This is a genomic window from Achromobacter sp. FW305-C-30-7, assembly GCF_058783105.1.
In genome coordinates, this window is sequence record NZ_JBYSYI010000002.1 from 345,121 (window position 1) to 363,543 (window position 18,423).

Annotated in this window: 17 protein-coding genes and 1 other RNA gene; 11 read left to right on the forward strand and 7 right to left on the reverse strand. The window is 65.9% G+C overall.

Annotated elements, in window-relative coordinates; genetic code table 11:
* Positions 1-110 precede the first annotated feature (110 nt).
* The 5 genes from ompA to ssrA all read left to right on the forward strand — a co-directional run bounded on the left by ompA (position 111) and on the right by ssrA (position 4,254).
* A complete protein-coding gene (gene ompA / locus AC3WOB_RS08600) occupies positions 111-692 on the forward strand; it encodes an outer membrane protein OmpA (protein WP_013392385.1) in 582 nt (193 codons plus the stop codon).
* Between the two features lie 152 nt (positions 693-844).
* Positions 845-1,573 (forward strand): bifunctional 2-polyprenyl-6-hydroxyphenol methylase/3-demethylubiquinol 3-O-methyltransferase UbiG, encoded by a 729-nt coding sequence (gene ubiG, locus AC3WOB_RS08605; RefSeq protein WP_013392384.1) that lies wholly within the window; start codon positions 845-847, stop codon positions 1,571-1,573.
* Entirely contained in the window at positions 1,570-2,244 is a 675-nt protein-coding gene (locus tag AC3WOB_RS08610) for an HAD-IA family hydrolase (protein WP_013392383.1), read from the forward strand. Before ubiG ends, AC3WOB_RS08610 begins: the two co-directional genes overlap by 4 nt.
* Positions 2,245-2,594: 350 nt before the next feature.
* Positions 2,595-3,773 (forward strand): MFS transporter, encoded by a 1,179-nt coding sequence (locus AC3WOB_RS08615; RefSeq protein WP_492274748.1) that lies wholly within the window; start codon positions 2,595-2,597, stop codon positions 3,771-3,773.
* 91 nt (positions 3,774-3,864) lie between these two features.
* Positions 3,865-4,254: a transfer-messenger RNA gene (gene ssrA, locus AC3WOB_RS08620) on the forward strand.
* A gap of 98 nt (positions 4,255-4,352) precedes the next feature.
* On the opposite strand, the gene AC3WOB_RS08625 is transcribed toward ssrA, so the two are convergent.
* From AC3WOB_RS08625 to AC3WOB_RS08655, 7 genes are all read right to left on the reverse strand, one after another.
* A complete protein-coding gene (locus AC3WOB_RS08625; protein WP_492274749.1) occupies positions 4,353-4,763 on the reverse strand; it encodes a Zn-ribbon domain-containing OB-fold protein in 411 nt (136 codons plus the stop codon).
* Between the two features lie 2 nt (positions 4,764-4,765).
* Positions 4,766-5,923: an acetyl-CoA acetyltransferase gene (locus AC3WOB_RS08630; protein WP_013392380.1), complete on the reverse strand. Its 1,158-nt coding sequence runs from the start codon at positions 5,921-5,923 to the stop codon at positions 4,766-4,768.
* 37 nt (positions 5,924-5,960) lie between these two features.
* The gene (locus AC3WOB_RS08635; RefSeq protein ID WP_492274750.1) at positions 5,961-7,100 is read right to left on the reverse strand and encodes an acyl-CoA dehydrogenase family protein; all 1,140 of its coding nucleotides are present in this window, start codon (positions 7,098-7,100) and stop codon (positions 5,961-5,963) included.
* A gap of 30 nt (positions 7,101-7,130) precedes the next feature.
* A complete protein-coding gene (locus tag AC3WOB_RS08640) occupies positions 7,131-8,660 on the reverse strand; it encodes an AMP-binding protein (RefSeq protein ID WP_492274751.1) in 1,530 nt (509 codons plus the stop codon).
* 18 nt (positions 8,661-8,678) lie between these two features.
* The gene (locus tag AC3WOB_RS08645) at positions 8,679-9,539 is read right to left on the reverse strand and encodes a MaoC family dehydratase (protein WP_013392377.1); all 861 of its coding nucleotides are present in this window, start codon (positions 9,537-9,539) and stop codon (positions 8,679-8,681) included.
* Between the two features lie 51 nt (positions 9,540-9,590).
* Positions 9,591-10,574, reverse strand: a complete 984-nt coding sequence (locus AC3WOB_RS08650; RefSeq protein ID WP_013392376.1) for a Bug family tripartite tricarboxylate transporter substrate binding protein — start codon at positions 10,572-10,574, stop codon at positions 9,591-9,593.
* Between the two features lie 82 nt (positions 10,575-10,656).
* On the reverse strand, positions 10,657-11,622 hold the full coding sequence (locus tag AC3WOB_RS08655; protein WP_492274752.1) for a Bug family tripartite tricarboxylate transporter substrate binding protein: 966 nt from the start codon (positions 11,620-11,622) through the stop codon (positions 10,657-10,659).
* A 227-nt stretch (positions 11,623-11,849) separates the two neighbouring features.
* Here AC3WOB_RS08655 and AC3WOB_RS08660 point away from each other — a divergent pair, with 227 nt between their 5' ends.
* From AC3WOB_RS08660 to AC3WOB_RS08685, 6 genes are read left to right on the forward strand one after another with little or no spacing between them, the layout of a single operon-like run.
* Complete coding sequence (locus tag AC3WOB_RS08660; RefSeq protein ID WP_013392374.1) at positions 11,850-12,602, forward strand: beta-ketoacyl-ACP reductase; 753 nt, start codon at positions 11,850-11,852, stop codon at positions 12,600-12,602.
* Between the two features lie 31 nt (positions 12,603-12,633).
* Complete coding sequence (locus AC3WOB_RS08665) at positions 12,634-13,122, forward strand: MaoC/PaaZ C-terminal domain-containing protein (protein ID WP_013392373.1); 489 nt, start codon at positions 12,634-12,636, stop codon at positions 13,120-13,122.
* Positions 13,119-15,248: an acetate--CoA ligase family protein gene (locus tag AC3WOB_RS08670; protein WP_492274753.1), complete on the forward strand. Its 2,130-nt coding sequence runs from the start codon at positions 13,119-13,121 to the stop codon at positions 15,246-15,248. The genes AC3WOB_RS08665 and AC3WOB_RS08670 overlap by 4 nt, the downstream gene beginning before the upstream one ends.
* A gap of 45 nt (positions 15,249-15,293) precedes the next feature.
* Complete coding sequence (locus AC3WOB_RS08675; RefSeq protein ID WP_492274754.1) at positions 15,294-16,448, forward strand: acyl-CoA dehydrogenase family protein; 1,155 nt, start codon at positions 15,294-15,296, stop codon at positions 16,446-16,448.
* Between the two features lie 49 nt (positions 16,449-16,497).
* Positions 16,498-17,235, forward strand: a complete 738-nt coding sequence (locus tag AC3WOB_RS08680; protein WP_013392370.1) for an IclR family transcriptional regulator — start codon at positions 16,498-16,500, stop codon at positions 17,233-17,235.
* A 31-nt stretch (positions 17,236-17,266) separates the two neighbouring features.
* Entirely contained in the window at positions 17,267-18,397 is a 1,131-nt protein-coding gene (locus AC3WOB_RS08685; RefSeq protein ID WP_492274755.1) for a CaiB/BaiF CoA transferase family protein, read from the forward strand.
* Positions 18,398-18,423: the final 26 nt, after the last annotated feature.

The window sequence follows — 18,423 nt, forward strand, 5'->3', positions numbered from 1 at the left end:
TATTCCTTTGAACCAGCTCTTGGCGTTGCTATACTGGCCCCGTTTTCCTGATATGCGGCGGGGGTTCGCTGCGAGTCACTTATCCAGCTTCAAGCTCAACGAGGAGAAACATGAACAAACCCTCCAAATTCGCTCTGGCGCTCGCCTTCGCCGCCGTCACGGCCTCTGGTGTAGCTTCCGCGCAAACCGTGGACAACTGGCGCAACCCGTTCGGTGACGTTTGGAAGAACGGCACGAACGAACTGTGCTGGCGCGATGCATTCTGGACCCCGGCCACCGGTATCCCCGGTTGCGACGGCGTTCCGGTTGCACAACAGAAGGCGAAGCCGGCCCCGATGGCGGCCAAGGTCGTGTTCAACGCTGACACGTTCTTCGACTTCGACAAGTCGACGCTGAAGCCCGAAGGCCGTCAGCTGCTGGACCAAGTCGCCCAGCAAGCTCGCGGTATCGACCTCGAAACCATCATTGCTGTGGGCCACACCGACTCGATCGGTACGGAAGCCTACAACCAGAAGCTGTCCGAGCGCCGCGCCGCTTCGGTCAAGACCTACCTGGTCAGCAAGGGTATCGACCCGAACCGTATCTACACGGAAGGCAAGGGTGAGCTGAACCCGATCGCTTCCAACAAGACGAAGGAAGGCCGCGCCCAAAACCGTCGCGTTGAGATCGAAATCGTGGGTAGCCGCAAGTAATTGCTGGACTAGCTACAATAAGAGGGCCTCGCATAGCGAGGCCCTTTTTTTCGCCGGCCACGCACCAAAGCGGTGCAAGGCTGCGCCCTTCCCTCGCCTAGCGCGACGGACCCCCTCTATATATATAGAGTCGCCTTACGCTGGACCTGCCCATGACCACGCAAACGCACGACACTGCCCGCCCCGCGATCAACGCCGACCAGGCCGAACTGGACAAGTTCGGCGCCCTGGCCAGCCGCTGGTGGGATCCCGAAAGCGAGTTCAAACCCCTGCACGCGATCAATCCGCTGCGGCTGGAATGGATCCAGGAATGCGCGGGCAGCCTGGCGGGCAAAAAGGTCCTGGACGTGGGCTGCGGCGGCGGCATCCTGTCCGAAGCCATGGCGCACAGTGGCGCCGAGGTCACTGGCATCGATCTGGCCGACAAGTCCCTGAAGGTGGCACGCCTGCACGGCCTGGAATCCGGCGTGAAGGTGGAGTACCGCAAGGTTCCCGTGGAGGAACTTGCCGCGGAGCAACCCGGTCAGTATGACGTGGTGACCTGCATGGAAATGCTGGAACATGTGCCGGATCCGGCTTCGATCGTGCGCGCCTGCTCCACGCTGGTCAAACCGGGCGGCTGGGTGTTCTTTTCGACCTTGAACCGCAATCCCAAGTCCTTCCTGTTCGCCATCGTGGGCGCCGAGTACGTCTTGCGCCTGTTGCCGCGCGGCACGCACAGCTATGACCAGTTCATCAAGCCCAGCGAGCTGTCGGCGGCGGCGCGCGGCGCCAGGCTGGAACCAGTGAGCATGCGCGGCATGGAATACAACCCGATCACCCAGATCTACACCCTGTCGTCCGACACCTCGGTCAATTACCTGATGGCTACCCGCAAATGAGCGCCCTGATCCTGTTCGACTTCGACGGCACGCTGGCCGACACTGCCCCCGATCTGGCCGCCGCGGCCAACCGCCAGCGTACCCGCAAGGGTCTGGAACCCATGCCGTACGAGGCCCTGCGGCCCGTCGCGTCCCAGGGCGCGCGCGGCCTGCTGCGCGTGGCGCTGGACCTCAAGCCGGGCGACGCCGATTACGAGCCGACCCGCCTGCAGTTCCTGGAAGACTACGCCGCCGGCTCCACCGTCCACAGCAAGCTGTTTCCCGGCATCGAAGCGTTGCTCGCCGATATCCGCGACCGCGGGCTGTCCTGGGGCATCGTGACCAACAAGGTCACCTACCTGACCCTGCCCATCGTCGAATACCTGGACCTGACGCGCGACAGCGCGGTCCTGGTCTGCGGCGACACCACGGCGCACGCCAAACCGCACCCGCTGCCGCTGCAGCACGCCGCGCGCGAAGCAGGTTTTTCCGTCGACCGTTGCGTCTATGTCGGCGACGACCTGCGCGACATCCAGGCCGCGCACGCGGCAGGCATGCCGGCCGTGGCCGCCGCATACGGCTACGTCGGCGAAGACGACAACATCACGACCTGGGAAGCGGAAACCTGCGCCAATTCCCCCGCGGAACTCTGGTCCGCCATCCAGCCGCTGTTGCCCAGCGACCTGCGCTGATTCCGCTCGGCCGGGCCGCCGCCGCGCGGCCCGTTTCCGGCCTGATGATGGTTCGCGAAAATTAGTTGAGTTTGCCGAACAATCTTTCCCAGACCAAGGCCTTTATCCTGAAACCAAAGTCACTTAAAGTGTGACTCATGCAAGGCATGCGGGTGCTTCCCGATTGCCTTTTCCGGCTATTGCCGGAGGTTGCGGACACTGCCGCCCGCCACCATTGATCCCACGCACCGGCGTCCTTCGACCCCGATGCAGTTGCCCGGCATAGAAGCCGGCGCACCCCTGACCTTTTTTAGACCGCCTACCAACGCCGCCCGCGCGCCGCCCTCCAGCGCCGCGCCAGAGGAATGCCTATGCTATTGCCCATCCTGTTACTTTCCGCAGCCGGTTTCACCATCCTGACGACAGAATTCCTGATCATCGGGCTGCTGCCCGGCCTGGCCCGCGATCTGAACGTCACCGTTTCCCAGGCCGGCCTGCTGGTTTCGCTGTTCGCCTTCACGGTGGCGGCGACCGGCCCGCTGCTCACGGCGCTGATGGCCAACGTCGAGCGCAAGCGGCTGTTCATCGGCGTGCTGGTGCTGTTCGGCCTGTCCAACGCCCTGGCGGCCGCCGCGCCGAACATCTGGGTCATGGCCGTGGCGCGCCTCTTCCCTGCCCTGGCCCTGCCCGTGTTCTGGTCGCTGGCCAGCGCCACGGCGGTGGAACTGGTCGGCCCGGCGCGCGCCGGCCGGGCCATCTCCATGGTCGCCTTCGGCATCGTCGCGGCCACGGTGTTCGGCATCCCCATCGGCGTGCTGATCTCGGACGCATTCGGCTGGCGCGCCGCCTTCGGCGTGCTCTCGGCGGTGGCGTTCGCCAAGGCGCTGCTATTGTTGTTCGCCTTCCCCAGCACCCGCATCCGCGCCGACAGCGTCAAACTCGTCACGCAGTTGCGCATCCTGCGCAATCCCATCGTGGTGGGCCACGTGTTGTTGTCGCTGCTGGTCTTCACCGGCATGTTCACCGCCTACACCTATCTGGCGGACATGCTGGAGCGGCTGGCGGGCTTCAACGGCCAGATCGTGGGCTGGACGATGATGGCATTTGGCGCAGTCGGCCTGGTCGGCAATACCCTGGGCGGCCGTATGGTGGACCGCAGCCCGCTGGGCGCGACCGCGCTCTTTTCGGCGCTGATGGCGGCAGGACTGGCGGCGATCGCCCCCGTGATGCAGTCGCATGGTCTGCTGGCCGTGGCGCTGGGCGTCTGGGGCATCGCGCAAGCCGCGCTCTTCATCGTCTGCCACGTGCGCCTGATGAAATCCGCGCCGGAAGCGCCGGCTTTTGCCGCCTCCCTGAACATCTCGGGCGCCAACACCGGGATCGGCCTGGGCGCCGTGGTCGGCGGACATGTCATCGACAACTACGGACTGGCCTCGCTGGGCTGGGCCGCGGCCGTCATCGTCGCCATTTCCGTGATCCTGGCCTTGGCGCTGATGGCAGCCTCGCGCCCGCGCCACGAACCCAAGGCGGTCTGCGCCAACGCGGCTTGAACGGCCGCCTGTATCGTCCGCGCCACGCCGGGGCAAGGCTGCGCGGGCGAGACAGCAGGCTATGGCATTTACCAGTACAATAGATGTTCTTGGGGCCGATCCGGATTCGACGTGGGTCGCGAAACAACTCAGGGCATGCCGAGCACCAGTACGCTCGTTAAACCACTGGAAACACTACAAACGCCAACGACGAGCGTTTCGCTCTCGCCGCTTAAGCGGTGAGCCGCTGCACTGATCTGTCCTTGGGTCAGGCGGAGGAAGGCAACTTCCTAGGGGGGTAACCCTCGAACCGCAGCAGCGACATTCACAAGGAATCGGTTTGAACTGGGGTCACACGGTTCAAATTTAAATTACGTGAATCGCTTTGGTCCGGCCTGTCGGTTGGCTAAGTCCAAGGTTAAATCCAAATAAATCGACTACGCATGTAGAACTGATTGCAGAGGGCTTGCGGACGGGGGTTCAATTCCCCCCGGCTCCACCAAATACCGCAGACGCAAGACTAAAACCGGTCCGACTTCCCAGTCGGACCGGTTTTTTCTTTGCGCGGAAGGCAAATCACCCGGTTCCCGCGCCCCGCACTCAGGCTTCCAGCCTGAACTGCGGCAAGGTGATCTCATCCGACCCCCGCTCGAAACACACCCGCACCCGGCTGCCTATCCTGACCGCCTCGGGCGGACTGTCGATAATGTTGGCCATCATGCGCACGCCTTCGTCCAGGTCGATCATGGCGACGACATAAGGCACTTTTTCGCTCAGGGCCGCATTGCTCGGGCGCCGGTTGATGGTGTAGGTGTAGACGGTTCCCTGGCCAGCGGACTCGATCCACTCGATGCTGTCGGACAGGCAGGCCGTGCAGAATTCGCGCGGATAGAACTGGCGCGCCTTGCAGCAGCCGCATTGCTGGACGACCAGGCGGTTTTCCTTCGCCGCATCCCAGTAGGGCTGGGTGATCCAGGTCGGTTGCGGCAGTGGGCGTTGAACTTGGTCCATGGTCAGACTCCGAGGATCAGGGTGGTGTTGCAGGAAAAAACCAGGCCGGGCGCATGCACCAGGGCCAGTTCGGCCTTAGGCAATTGGCGTTCCCCGCATTCCTTGCGCAGTTGATGCACGGCCTCGAGCAGCAGCAGCATGCCGAACTGGCCGGGGTGGTTATAGGACAGGCCGCCGCCCGAGGTATTGATGGGGAAGTCGCCCCCCGGCGCCAGGCGTCCATCCGCCACGAAGGCCCCGCCCTCCCCGCGCTTGCAGAAGCCCAGCTCTTCCAGGGACTGGATCACGCCGATGGTGAAGTGATCGTAGATCTGCACCACGTCGATATCGGCGCGCGTGACGCCAGCCATGGCGAGCGCGGCATCCGCCGTCTGCGCCACATTGGTATCCAGCCAGTCCGCCGTATTGAAGGGCGTGTAATGGTGCGAGAAGGACTCGGCGATGCCCATCACGTAGACCGGCGGCCGCTTGAGCTCGCGGGCACGGGCGGCGGAGGTGATGATGACGGCGCCGCCGGCGTCGGTTACCAGGCAGCAATCGCGCTGGCGCAAGGGATCGGCAATCATTTTGGAAGCCATGACTTCCTCGATCGAGGTGTCCTCGCGACGATAGGCCTTGGGGTTGAGTTGCGCCCACTTGCGCGCCGCCACCGCCACTTCGGCCAGGTCCTTGTGAGTGGTGCCGTAGCGCTGCATGTGCAGTTGCGCGACCATCGCGTAGTAGCCGATGGGGCTCAGCTGCCCATACGGCGTGATGAACTGTCCACGCGGCAGGCGCATGTCCTCGGGCGTGCCGCCCACCTTGCGCGTGCCGTCCGACAGCTGGGTGCTGCCGTAGGCCACCAGCGCCACCTCGCACATGCCGGCCTCGATGGCGGCCATGGCGTGGCGGATGTGCATGACGCTGGACATGCCGCCCACGCTGGTCGAATCCACATAGCGCGGCCGTATGCCCAGGTACTCCGCCAGATGCAGGCCGGCGAACTTGTCGTCCACGTGCGCGAACACGCCGTCGACGTCCTTGAGCGTCAGCCCGGCATCGCGCAAGGCGCGGGCGGCTGCCTGCGCCTGCAGGTCCAGCGAGGTCATCCCGGGCACTTTCCCCAGGTCGGATTCGGCGGCGCCGACGATGGCGACCGATTTCGATAGATGCTTGCTCATGTAGGGATCTGTTCCTGTCGAAGTCGAAGAAGAAGGTTCAAAGCGTGCGGGCGATCAGCTCGCGCATGACCTCCGAGGCGCCGCCGTAAATCCGGTTGGGCCGCACATCGGTGTAGGCGCGGGCGATGGGGTATTCGCGCATGTAGCCGTAGCCGCCGTGGAACTGCAGCAGGTCGTCGATGGCGCTGGTGGCCTCGGAAGCCCACAGCTTGGCCATGGCCGCGCCGCCGGCGTCGAGTTCGCCGTCCAGGTACTGTTGCACGCAGCCGTCGACGAAGGCGCGGGTGGCGGCGGCCAGGGTCTTGATGTCGGCCAGCTTGAAACGGATGTGCTGGTTGTCGATCAAGGCTTTGTCGAAGGCGCGCCTGTCCTTGGTGTAGTCCACCGTCCATTGCAGCGCGCTCTCCAGCGCCATGGCGCAGCGCACCGCGATCATCAGGCGCTCGCGCACCAGTTCCTTCATCAGGTAGCCGAAGCCCTGCCCCGGTTCGCCCAGCATGTCCTCGTCCGGCACGAACATGTCCTGGAAGAACAGTTCGGCGGTGTCCTGCGCCTTTTGCCCGACCTTGTCCAGGAGACGGCCGCGCGTGAATCCCGGCGTCGCGGTATCGACCCAGAACAGGCTGATGCCGCGCGCGCCCGCGGCGGGATCAGTCTTGGCCACCACCAGCACGCGGTCGGCATGGAAGCCGTTGGTAATGAAGGTCTTCTGGCCGTTGATGACGTAGCCGCCCTGCGCCTTGGCCGCCGCGGTGCGGATGGCCTTGACGTCGCTGCCCGCGCCCGGCTCGGTCATCGCGATGGACGCCACGATGTCGCCCTGTGCCATGCCGGGCAGGTCACGCAGCTTCTGGCGCTCGCTGCCGAAGTTCAGCAGATAGGGCGCGACGATGTCGGAATGAGTGGTAAAGCCGGTGACGCCGGTGGCCAGCGCGCGGGCGATCTCCTCCACCACGATGATGGTGTGCAGGAAATCGCCGCCGCCCCCGCCGTATTCCTCGGGCGTGCTGGGCAGCAGGATGCCGGCCGCGCCGGCCTTGCGCCACAAGTCGCGCGGCACCAGGCCTTCCTGTTCCCATTGGTAGTGGTGGGGCGTGATCTCATCCGCGATGAAACGCGCCACGGTGTCGCGGAACAGTTCATGCTCCGCCGAGAAAAGCTTGCGCCGCTGGTTCATGCCGTCTCCTGATCTGTCATGGTGGGCCGCCTAGGCTTGCGGCCAGTAGCGCTGCTTGACCAGGCGCTTGAGCAGCTTGCCGGTCTCGGTGCGCGGCATATCGCTGGAAAAGTCCACGCTCTTGGGGCACTTGATGGGCGAGATCCGGTCGCGGCAATAGGCGATCAGCTGCTGCGCCAGGTCGGAGCTGGCAGCGGCGGGATCGCGCAATTGCACGACCGCCTTGACCTCCTCGCCGAACTCCGCGTTCGGCACGCCCACCACCGCCACGTCGGCCACCGCCGGATGCGTGCTCAGCAAGTTCTCCGCTTCCTGGGGATAGATGTTGACCCCGCCCGACACGATCATGTTGGAAAGGCGATCGGTCAGGTACAGATAGCCGTCCTGGTCCAGGTAGCCGATATCGCCATAGGTGGCCCAGCCGCGCGCGTTGTAGGCGCCGCGCGTCTTGTCCGGATCCTTGTGGTATTCGAAGGAACCGCCGCCGGAAAAGTAAATGACGCCGGGCTGGCCCAAGGGCAATTCGTTCAACCCATCCTCGCTCATGATGTGCGCCTGGCCGAACTCCGGCCGGCCGACCGAGCCGCGGTGCGCCAGCCACTCATGGGAGCCCAGCGAGGTGCGTCCCACCAGTTCGGTGCCGCTGTAGTACTCGTACAGGATCGGCCCCCACCACGCGATCATGGCTTCCTTGACGTCGGCCGGGCATGGCGCGGCCGCATGCACCGCGTAGCGCAGCGTGGACAGGTCGTGGCGCGCACGCGCTTCCTGCGGCAGGCGCAGCAGGCGGATGAACATGGTCGGCACCCATTGCGAATGCGTGACGCCGTAGGTGGCAATCGCCTCAAGCGCCGCGGCCGCGTCGAATTTTTCCATCATGACGCAGCTGCCACCTGCGCGCAGCGCCGCCATGTTCCAGCGCACCGGGGCCGCGTGATAGAACGGCGCGGTGGACAGATAGACCGTGTCGCGGTCGAAGGCCTTCCAGGCGCTGCTGGGCGCATCGCCGACGCGGAAGTAGCGGTTGGCCACTGACAACGGGCGCTTGATGCCCTTGGGCAGGCCGGTGGTGCCGGACGAATACAGGAAATCCGTGCCTTCCGGGGTTTCGGGCAGGGCCACGTCATCGGCATAACGCCCGACCCAAGCCTCGTACTGGATCGCGCTGGCGTCCGCGCCGTCCATGCAGACGCGCAACACGCCGCGCGCATCCAGGCTGTCCGCATCCGTTTCGGCCTGTGTGTGGCCGGAGTAGAACAGCACGCGCGCATCGCAGTTGTCGATGATGTAGCGCGCCTCGTCGCGTTTGAGATGGCGACTGATGGTGGTGTAGTACAGGCCGATACGGTGCGCGGCCCACAGCAGTTCGAAGAAGCGCGGATGGTTTTCCAGGAACACCGCGATCACATCGCCGGCCTGCAGGCCGGCGTCCAGCAGGGCCGCCGCGCATTTGCGGCTGCGCAGCTCCAGTTCGCGCCAGGTCACCGTGGTTCCCGACGGAATCATGCGATAGGCGATGCGGTCGGGCATCTGCCGTGCATGGTCTTCAAGTGCGGACATGAGGACTCTCCAGTTTGCTCAATGCGCCAGGCTGGCGACGCCGTTGCTCAGCACCACGGTGCCGCGCTCATGGGCCAGTGCGCGGAATTGCAGGTTGTCGCCGTCGCGCCAGATCTCCACGCGCAGCGTCTCGCCCGGGAAGAACGGCGCCGAAAAGCGCGCGGCGATGGCGCCCAGGCGTTGTGGCGTCGAGGACGCGCAAGCCTGCAGCAGGGCACGCGCCGCCATGCCGTAGGTGCAAAGGCCATGCAGGATGGGCCGGTCAAAGCCGGCCGCTTGCGCCATATGAGGCAGCGCATGCACCGGATTGAGATCGCCGTTCAGACGATAGAGCAAGGCCTGCTGCGGCAGCGTGGACAGCAGCACGACCTGGTCGGGCTCGCGTTGCGGCGTGGCCGGCAGGGCTTCGGGCGCTTCGTCGCCCTGGCCGAAGCCGCCATCGGCGCGGCAGAACGACACGTGCTCCACCGTGGCCAGCGGCGCCCCGCTATCGGCGTCGGAAATGTCGCGCACGGTCACCACCAGCGCGCCCTTGCTGGCGCCCTTGTCCACCACCCGCGTGACGCGGGTCTGGCTGCGCACGCAGCCGGCCGCGGCCAGCGGAGCATGGAAGGTCATGCGGTGCTCGCCGTGCAGGATCTTGAGCCAGTCTATGCCGGTGGCCGGATCCGCCGCCCAGCCGTTGGGCGCGCCGATGGTGGCCAGGAAGGTCGGCACCACGGCCGTCCCTTCTTCATGCACGTAGCGCAGCTCGGCTTCATCGGCCGGATCGCTGCCGTAACCCAGTCCCAGCGCATAGATCATGCAGTCGCGCGCGCTATAGCGGTCGACGCGGTCCTCGAACTTCCAGTTGCGCAGGTTTTGATAATCGATTGCCATGAATCATGCCTCTCTGAGCATGCCGGCGGCGCCGTGCCGCCGGCATGTTGGTCATTCCGCCTTGATGCCGGCGGCCTTGATGATTTTTTCCCAGCGGTCCTTTTCCGACCGGATGAAGCTGTCGAATTCGGCCGACGTGCCGCCCAGCGGAATGCCGCCCTGCTGCGCCAGCTGCTTCTTCACTTCCTCGTCGGCCAGGACCGCGTTGAGTTCCGTGTTCAGGCGCGCCACCACGGCCGGCGGCGTGCGCGCCGCGACCAGCACGCCCAGCCAGGCGCCGACGTCGACGTCGGGATAGCCTTGCTCGGCCAGCGTCGGCACATCGGGCAGGATCTGGCTGCGCTCGCGGGTGGTGACGGCCAGCGCCCGCAGCCTGCCGGCCTTGACCAGCGGCGCCACGGTGATGACGTTCTCGACCGTGAAGTCGACCTGCCCCGCGACCAGGTCGTTGGTCGCCGGCGCCGCGCCCTTGTAGGGCACGGTCACCGCGGTGAAATCCAGGCGGTTCTTCAGCAGTTCGCCGCCCAGGTGGCCCGACGTGCCGATCATGGAAACGGCCATGGACAGGTTGCCCTGCTTCTTGCGGGCATAGTCGCGGAACTCCGCCAGCGTCTTGACCGGCGCATTGGCATTGACCACCAGCGCATTCGGCATGGTGATGATGCGGATCACCGGAGCGAAGTCGGACATCGCGTAAGGCAGTTTGCTGTACAGCGTGTAATTGACCGCGTTGGGTCCGCTGCTGCCCATGACCATCGTGTAGCCGTCGGGCTCGGCGCGCAGCAGGCCTTGCATGCCCAGGATGCCGGCCGCGCCCGCCATGTTTTCCACCACCACCGGCTGCCCCAGCCGTTCGGACAGTTTCTTGCCGACTATGCGGCTGGTGATGTCCAGGATCCCGCCCGGCGAACTGGGCGCGATCAGGCGCAACGGTTTGTTCGGGTAGCCATCGGCCGCGCGCGACGTCTGCGGCAAGGCCATCGCTGTCATCAGGCTGGCCAGCACTGCCAGCGTGTTTCGCCTGCGTGTGTTCATGTATGTCTCCTGATAGTTCTATATGCCGCGGGCTTGTGGCGCCCGCTGTTGCGAATCCGCTGGGCGGACCCGTTACCGCGCGTCAATCCACCTTCATGCCGGTGGCGTCGACCACGCCCTGCCACTTCTTCACTTCGGACTTCAGGAAGGCGCGGGCCTCTTCGGGGCCGCCGGTCAGGGGCCGGGCGTAGATCCGGTCCATGAACTCCTGCACATCGGGCTGCTTGTTGATGTCGGCCACCGCTTCGGCCAGAGTCTTCAGCACCGGCGCCGGCACCTTGCCGGGCGCGGCCATGAAGTACACCGCTTCCACGTCGTAGCCCTTGAGTCCGGCCTCCTCGATGGTGGGCAGGTCCGGCATCGCCTTCATGCGTTCGCGCCCGGTCACGGCCAGCGCCTTCAGCTTCTTGGACTGCACCAGCGGAATCGCGGTGGAGACGCTGCCGAACATCATGTCGACCGTGCCCGACATCAGGTCCACCTCCGCCGGCGACACGCCCTTGTAGGGCACGTGGGTCATGTCGACCCCTGCCATAACCTTGAACAGTTCACCCGCCAGATGGATGGACGAGCCCATGCCGGCCGAGGCGAAGGTCAGCTTGTTGCCGCCCGCCTTGGCCTTGCGGATCAGGTCGTCGACGCCCTGGATGTTGGAGCCGGGCGGCACCACCAGAATGTTCGGCGTGGACGCCACCATGCCTATGGGCATCAGGTCGCGCTCCCAGTCGTAGGGATTGCGTTTCATGGCGGCGTTGGCCGCCACGTAGTTGGCCGCCATCGCGATGGTGTAGCCATCCGCTGGAGCTTGCGTCAGCGCCTGGATCGCGATATTGCCGCCGGCGCCCGGGCGGTTTTCCACGATGAAAGTCTGGTTGAAACGTTCGCCGAGCTTTTTGGCGTAAAGACGGGCGAGCAGGTCGGTGGCGCCGCCGGGCGCGAAGCCCACGTACACCCGTACCGGCTTGTCCGGATAAGCGTCGGCCCCGCTGGCTGCGCCTACGACAGCCAGGCTCAGTACCGCGGCCAACAATCCCTTCAACATTGCCATGAGTCGATCTCCTTCCGATTTTTTTAGAGATATGGGAATGCCGGGCCAACTAATTCCGACATGCCGAACAGTATAACGATGTGCCGATATCAATTGTCAACATTTCCGATGATGTGTATATTTGTTCGGGACCTCGGAATAAAATCAAACCTGCTTGGCGCATTACCCGAGATGTCGGATTTCGGCCTAGGGCGCCTTGCACCATCAGCTACAGAAGGGGAATAAAGATGGACCTGCAACTCACCGGTAAAGTCGCTGTTATCACGGGTTCCGGCCGCGGCATCGGCTATGCGTCGGCGCTGGCCCTGGCACAGGAAGGCGCCCGCATCGTCATTACCGACATCAACCCCGAATCGGTGGAACAGGCCGTCGGCAGCCTGCAGCAGGCCGGCCACGACGCTATCGGCGCCGTGCTCGACGTCTGCGATCCCGAGCAGGTCCAGACCATGGCCGAGCTGGCCGCGCACAAGTTCGGCGGCATCGACATCCTGGTCAACAACGCCGGCTTCACGCGCGACAAGTACCTGCTCAAGATGCCGGTGGAAGATTGGGATTCGGTGGTCGACACCATCCTCAAGGGCGCTTACTACTGCACCAAGGCCGCCCTGCCCTCCATGATGGAAAGGAAGTGGGGCCGCGTGATCAACATCGCCTCGCGCGCGCACTGGGGCAACCCCGGCCAGACCAACTACTCGGCCGCCAAGGCCGGCCTGATCGGCTTCACCCGCGCGCTGGCGCTGGAACAGGGCAAGTTCAACATCACCGCCAACGCCATCGCCCCGGGCCTGATCGAAACGCCGCTGGTGCGCGGCCTGTCCACCTACGAGACCCTGCGCGCCAACGCGCTGGCGCGCCAGCCGGTGCCGCGCCTGGGCGCGGTCGAGGACATCGCCAACGCCGTGGCCTTCCTGGCGTCCGAGCGGTCCTCCTTCATCACGGGCGAACTGCTGCACGTGACCGGCGGCCGCTACGCTTCGTAAGACGTCCCTCCACTCCGGAATCCGATCAGCCATGCAAAGCGCAAGCCCTGCCTGCCAATCCCCGCGTCCCATCCAGCAGCCGCTGGAAGTCGGCCACAGCTTCGAGTCGGCCGGCCGCACCATCACCGAGAGCGACATCGTCAACTTCGCCTGCCTGTCGGGCGATTTCAACCGTCTGCACGTCGACCATGAATACGCCAGCGCCACGCCCTTCGGCCAGCGCATCGCCCACGGCCTGCTGGTGTTGTCCGTGCTGTCCGGACTGACCACCCAGTCCAGCGGCTACCGCCAGCTGGAACCCTACGTACTGGCGCTGATCGACATCAACTGCCGTTTTCCCAAGCCCACCTTCATCGGCGACACCATCGTCGTGCGGGTCACGGTAACGGAGAAGGCCGGGCAATACCGGCCCGGCAAGGACAAGGTGGTGTTCCGGCGCGAAGCCATCAATCAGCGCGGCGAGGTGGTGGTCCAGGCCGACTTCGCCATGGTGCTGCGGTCCATGGAGGACGCGGCATGAAACCGTTCGCAGACCTGACCCGTTTCACCAATCCGCGCAATATCGCCGTGGTCGGCGCCTCCGCCCGCGAATCCAGCCAGGGACGCCGCCTGTACGACAACCTGCTGCTGCATTCGTCGGTGCCGGGCGAGGTGTATGCCGTCAATCCGGCCTATCAGGAGATCGGCGGCCGGCCCTGCTGGCCATCCATCAGCGCCTTGCCCGAGGCCGAGATCGACGTGGCCCTGATCATGATCAACGCGTCGCTGGTGCTGGATTCCCTGCGGCAATGCGCGGCGCGCGGCATTCCGTTCGCGGTGGTCATGACCTCCGGCTTCTCGGAAGCCGGCGAGGAAGGCCAGCGCCTGGAACGCGAGATCGCCCAGCTGTGCGAGGACACCGGCCTGCACGTGTACGGGCCGAACTGTCCTGGCTTCGTCAATGTGCGCGACCGCCTGGGCATGACCTTCTCGCCCGCTTTCAAGGACGATCTGAACAGCGGTTCCATCGGTCTGGCGACCCAGGGCGGCGGACTGGGCCGCAACCTGCTGCAGGGCCTGTCCTATGGCCAGGGCGTGGGCCTGTGGTTTTCCGCCGGCAACGAGGTCGACCTGGAGATTCCGGACTTCATCGCCCACATGGCCAACGATCCGAAGATCGGCGTAATCGCCTTGCTGATGGAAGGCGTGAAGAATGGCAGGCGCCTGACCGCCGCGCTGGAGCTGGCGCGCGCCCGCCACAAGCCGGTGGTGGTGCTGAAAGTGGGACGTTCCGAAGCCGGCGTGCGCGCCGCGCAGTCGCATACGGCATCGGTGGCCGGCACGGCCGCCGTCAACAGCGCCGTGTTCCGCCAGTTCGGCGCGATTGAAGTCGACGACCTGGACCAGCTGCTGGCGGCCTCGCGCCTGCTGACGCGCATCACCGCCAAGAGCGGCAAGGGCCTGTGCATCTATACCTTCTCGGGCGGCACCGCCGCGCTGGCCGCCGACATTGCCGGCGCCGCCGGGCTGCCGATGGCGGTGTTCGCGCCTGAAACCAAGGCCGCCCTGCGCAAGCTGTTGCCGGATTTCGCCAGCATGGACAATCCGGTCGACACCACCGCCGACATCCTGCGCAACCCCGAAGCCTCGGCCGCCTGCCTGCGCGCGATATGCGCCGACCCGGCGGTAGGCACGGTGCTGTTCCCCATTCCCATGGACTACGGCAGCATCACGGACGGCATGGCGCAGGCCATCGCCACGGTGGCGGCCGAAACCGACACCCTGATCGTGCCGGTCTGGATGAGCCGGCGCCTGGGCGGCGGCTTCCAGTTGCTGGAAACTGCCGGCCTGCTGCCCTTCCTGTCCTTGTCGGACGCGATCGCGGCCCTGTCCAAAGCCATACCGTGGCAGCGGGCCGAAGGCGTGACGGCTGCTGCGCCCCGCCACGCGGAAGGCCCGGCCGGCCAGGCCCGCATGCTCAGCGAAGCCGTGGCCAAATCCTTGCTGCGCGAAGCCGGCCTGCCGATTCCTGAAGGGCGGGTGGTCACCAGCGCCGAGCAGGCGGCCCGCGAGGCCGAGCGCCTGGGCTTTCCCGTGGTGATGAAAGTGGTCAGCGCCCAGATCGCGCACAAGACCGAAGCGGGCGGCGTCAAGCTGGGCATCGCCAACCCCGACGCGGCGCGCGAGGCCTACGCCGCCATCCACGAGTCGGTCGCGCGCCATAGTCCGGACGCCATCATCGACGGCATCCTGGTGGAGCGCATGCTGCCGCCGGGTGGCCGCGAGGTGCTGGTCGGCGTGCATCGCGACGCGGCCTTCGGCCTGGTGCTGACCTTCGGCCTGGGCGGCATCTTCGTCGAGACCATCCGCGACGTGGCCCACCGCATGGTGCCGCTGTCGCGCGACGATGCACGCGCGCTGCTGCGCGAGATCCGCTACGCCGAAGTGCTGGACGGGGTGCGCGGCCAGCCGCCAGCCGATCTCGCCGCGCTGGAAGACCTGATCCTGCGGGTCTCGGACTTCGCCTGGAGCCACCGCGACGCCTTGCAGGAATTGGAGCTAAACCCGGTCTGGGTCGGCGCCGAGGGGCAAGGCGCGATGCCGTTGGACGCGCTGATCGGTCTGCGCCCCGAAGCGGAGCCCGGCCTGATGCAGCGCCGGCCATGACCGCCGCCGGATTTCTCTCTTCGACCCTATCCGCCTAGGACTCGCATGGACTTCTCACTGGATTCCACCCAGATCGAATTGCGCGACTCGCTGCGCCGCTACCTGACGGCCGAAGTCGCGCCCATCGTCAACCGCTACGAGGCCGAAGCCCGCGTGGTGCCGCAGGAAATGGTCCGCGCCATGCGCGACTTCGGCCTGTTGGGCGGCATGCTGCAGGAAAAGGACGGCGGCTATGACTTGCCGATGACGACCTACGGCATGCTGATAGCCGAGCTGGCGCGCGTCTGGCCGTCGCTGCGCAGCATCGTCAGCACCAGCAATCTGGCCGCCTCGGTGCTGAGCGACGGCGGCTCGCCTTATCTCAAGGAAAAGTACCTGCCGCGCGTCCTGTCGGGCGAGGCGATCGCCAGCTTCGCGCTCAGCGAACCGAACATCGGTTCCGACGCCGCCAATGTCGAAACGCGCGCGGTGGAAACCGCCACAGGCTGGCGCGTCAATGGCCGCAAGCTCTACATCAGCCTGGGCACGGTGTGCGAACTGGGCGTGGTGTTCGTGCAGACCCAGCGTCAAAGCGGCGAACGCGGCGTGTCCTGCCTGCTGTTCGAGCGCGCCATGCCGGGCTTCTCGTCCAGTCCCATCGACAAGATGGGCATGCTGAGCTGCCCGCTGGGCGAGTTGCTGTTCGAAGACGTGGAGATCCCCGCGGCCAACCTGATCGGCACCGAGGGCAAGGGCTTCGCGCTGGCCAAGAAATACCTCAACATCGGCCGCTGCGTGGTGGCGTTCTCGGCGCTGGGCATTGCCGAGGCGGCCTATGAGGCAGCGGTAAAATACGCCGGCGACCGGGTCCAGTTCGGCCGGCCCATCGGCGGCTTCCAGCTGGTGCAGCATATGATCGCCGACATGATGACGCTGGTCGAAACCTCGCGCCTGCTGTGCTGGCGCGCCGCCGACGCGCTGGACCGCAACGCCGCCGACAGCCAGATGCTATGTTCGATGGCCAAGCGCCACGCCACCGACGCTGTGCTGCGCGTGGCCGAACTGTCCATGCAGGTGCATGGCGGCGCGGGCTACACCACGCTGTTCCCCGTCGAGCGTCATTACCGCGACGCCCGCCACCTGAGCATTGCCGAAGGCACCAACCAGATCCAGGCCCTGCTCATGGCGCAGAGCGTACTGGGCATTTCCGCGTTGAAATGACCGACTACGCAACCGCCCGGGCCGGCTCCCCACTCAACTCCGACATCCTATGCCGCAAATCCTTCCTACCGCACAGCGTGTACTGCAAGTCTTCGAAGTCTATGCGCGGGAACGCCGTCCCCTGACGAACTCGGAAATGGCGCGCTTTCTCGATCTGGCCGACAGCAGCTGCTCGGACCTGCTCTATACGCTGCGTCAGGCGGGCTACCTGCTGCGCACGCCGAAATCGCGCTACTTCCACCCCACGGGCAGGCTGCTCGACGTGGCCCAGGGCATCTCCGCGGCCGACCCGCTGCAGTCCTTCGCTTCCGAAGCACTGGAGATTCTGACGCGCCAGTCCGGTGAATCGTCGATGTGCGGCTTGCTCGACGGCAACAAGGTGAAGATCTACGCCAGCCAGGAGAGCCCGCGCGCCTTGCGCTACGTGGTGAAGGCCGGCACCACCTTCGACCTGCAGGCCGCGGCATTGGGCAAGGCCTTGCTGGGCGAGATGGATGCGGCGGAACGCAATGCGCTCATCGATACGCTGCCGTTCGAACACGTCACGGCGAGCACCATCACCAACCCCGCTACCTTGCGCGCGCAGATCGAATCGCAGCTATCCAAGCACTACTTCAACAGCCGCGACGAAGGCAATGAAGGCGTATCGGCGGTCGGCATCGCGGGACGCGTGGGCGGGCAGCTGACCGCCCTTTCCATCGTCGGCCCGACCCACCGCATGGACGCCAACATGGAGCAGTACATCCAGATCATCCTGGACGCGCGCGCCGAATTCTTCGAATCCTGAGCACCCGATACATCATGGAGTGACGATAGACATGGCTGGTCCCCTGAGCGGATTTACGGTGGTGGAAATGGCGGGCATAGGGCCCGGCCCCTTCTGCGCCATGATGTTGGCGGACATGGGCGCGGACGTGATCCGCATCGACCGGCTGACGCCCGGGTTCCTGGGCGGCGGCGGCACCATCATCGACCGGGGCCGCCGCACGATCGCGCTGGACCTCAAGCAACCCGGCGCGACCGACATCGTGCTGCGGCTGCTGGACCGCGCGGACGCCTTGCTGGAAGGCTTCCGGCCTGGCGTCATGGAAAGGCTGGGCCTGGGACCCGAGCAATGCCTCGCGCGCAACCCGCGGCTGGTGTACGGGCGCATGACGGGCTGGGGCCAGGACGGCCCGCTGGCGCAAGCGGCCGGCCATGATTTGAACTACATCGCCATCACCGGCGCGCTGCACGCCATGGGACATGCCGGGCTGCCGCCAACGCCGCCGCTGCATCTGGTCGGCGACATGGGCGGCGGCGCCATGATGCTGGCCTTCGGCGTGCTTTGCGGCCTGCTCGAGGCTGGCCGCACGGGCCGGGGCCAGGTGGTGGACGCGGCCATCTGCGACGGCGCCTCCCTGCTGGCCAGCGCCTACCACGGCAAATTGCAAAGCGGCGACTGGGTCAACCAGCGCCAGGCCAACATGCTGGACGGCGGCGCCCACTTCTACGGCTGCTATGCCTGCGCGGATGGCAAGTACGTTTCCATCGGCGCGATCGAGCCGCAGTTCTACCGCCTGCTGCTGGAGCGCTGCGGCATCGACGACCCGGACTTCCAGCAGCAATGGGAGCGCGCGCAATGGCCGCCGCTGCGCGCCAAGCTGGCCGGCATCATTGCCGGCAAGACCCGCGAGCAATGGTGCGCGCTGCTCGAAGGCACCGACGCCTGCTTCGCGCCGGTGCTCGACTTCGAGGAAGCGCCACAACATCCCCACCATCAGGCGCGCGGCAGCTTCATCGAAACCGGCGGCATCGTGCATCCCGCCCCCGCGCCGCGCCTTTCGCGCACGCCGGGACAGGCCGGCGCCGTGCCCGCGCCCGGCGCGCACACGGAAGAATTGCTGGCGGAACTGGGCCTGGCGCAAGCCGAGATCCAGGCATTGCGCGAGCGCGGCGCCATCGCCTGACGGCCCGCGGCAACTTGCGGCCAGGC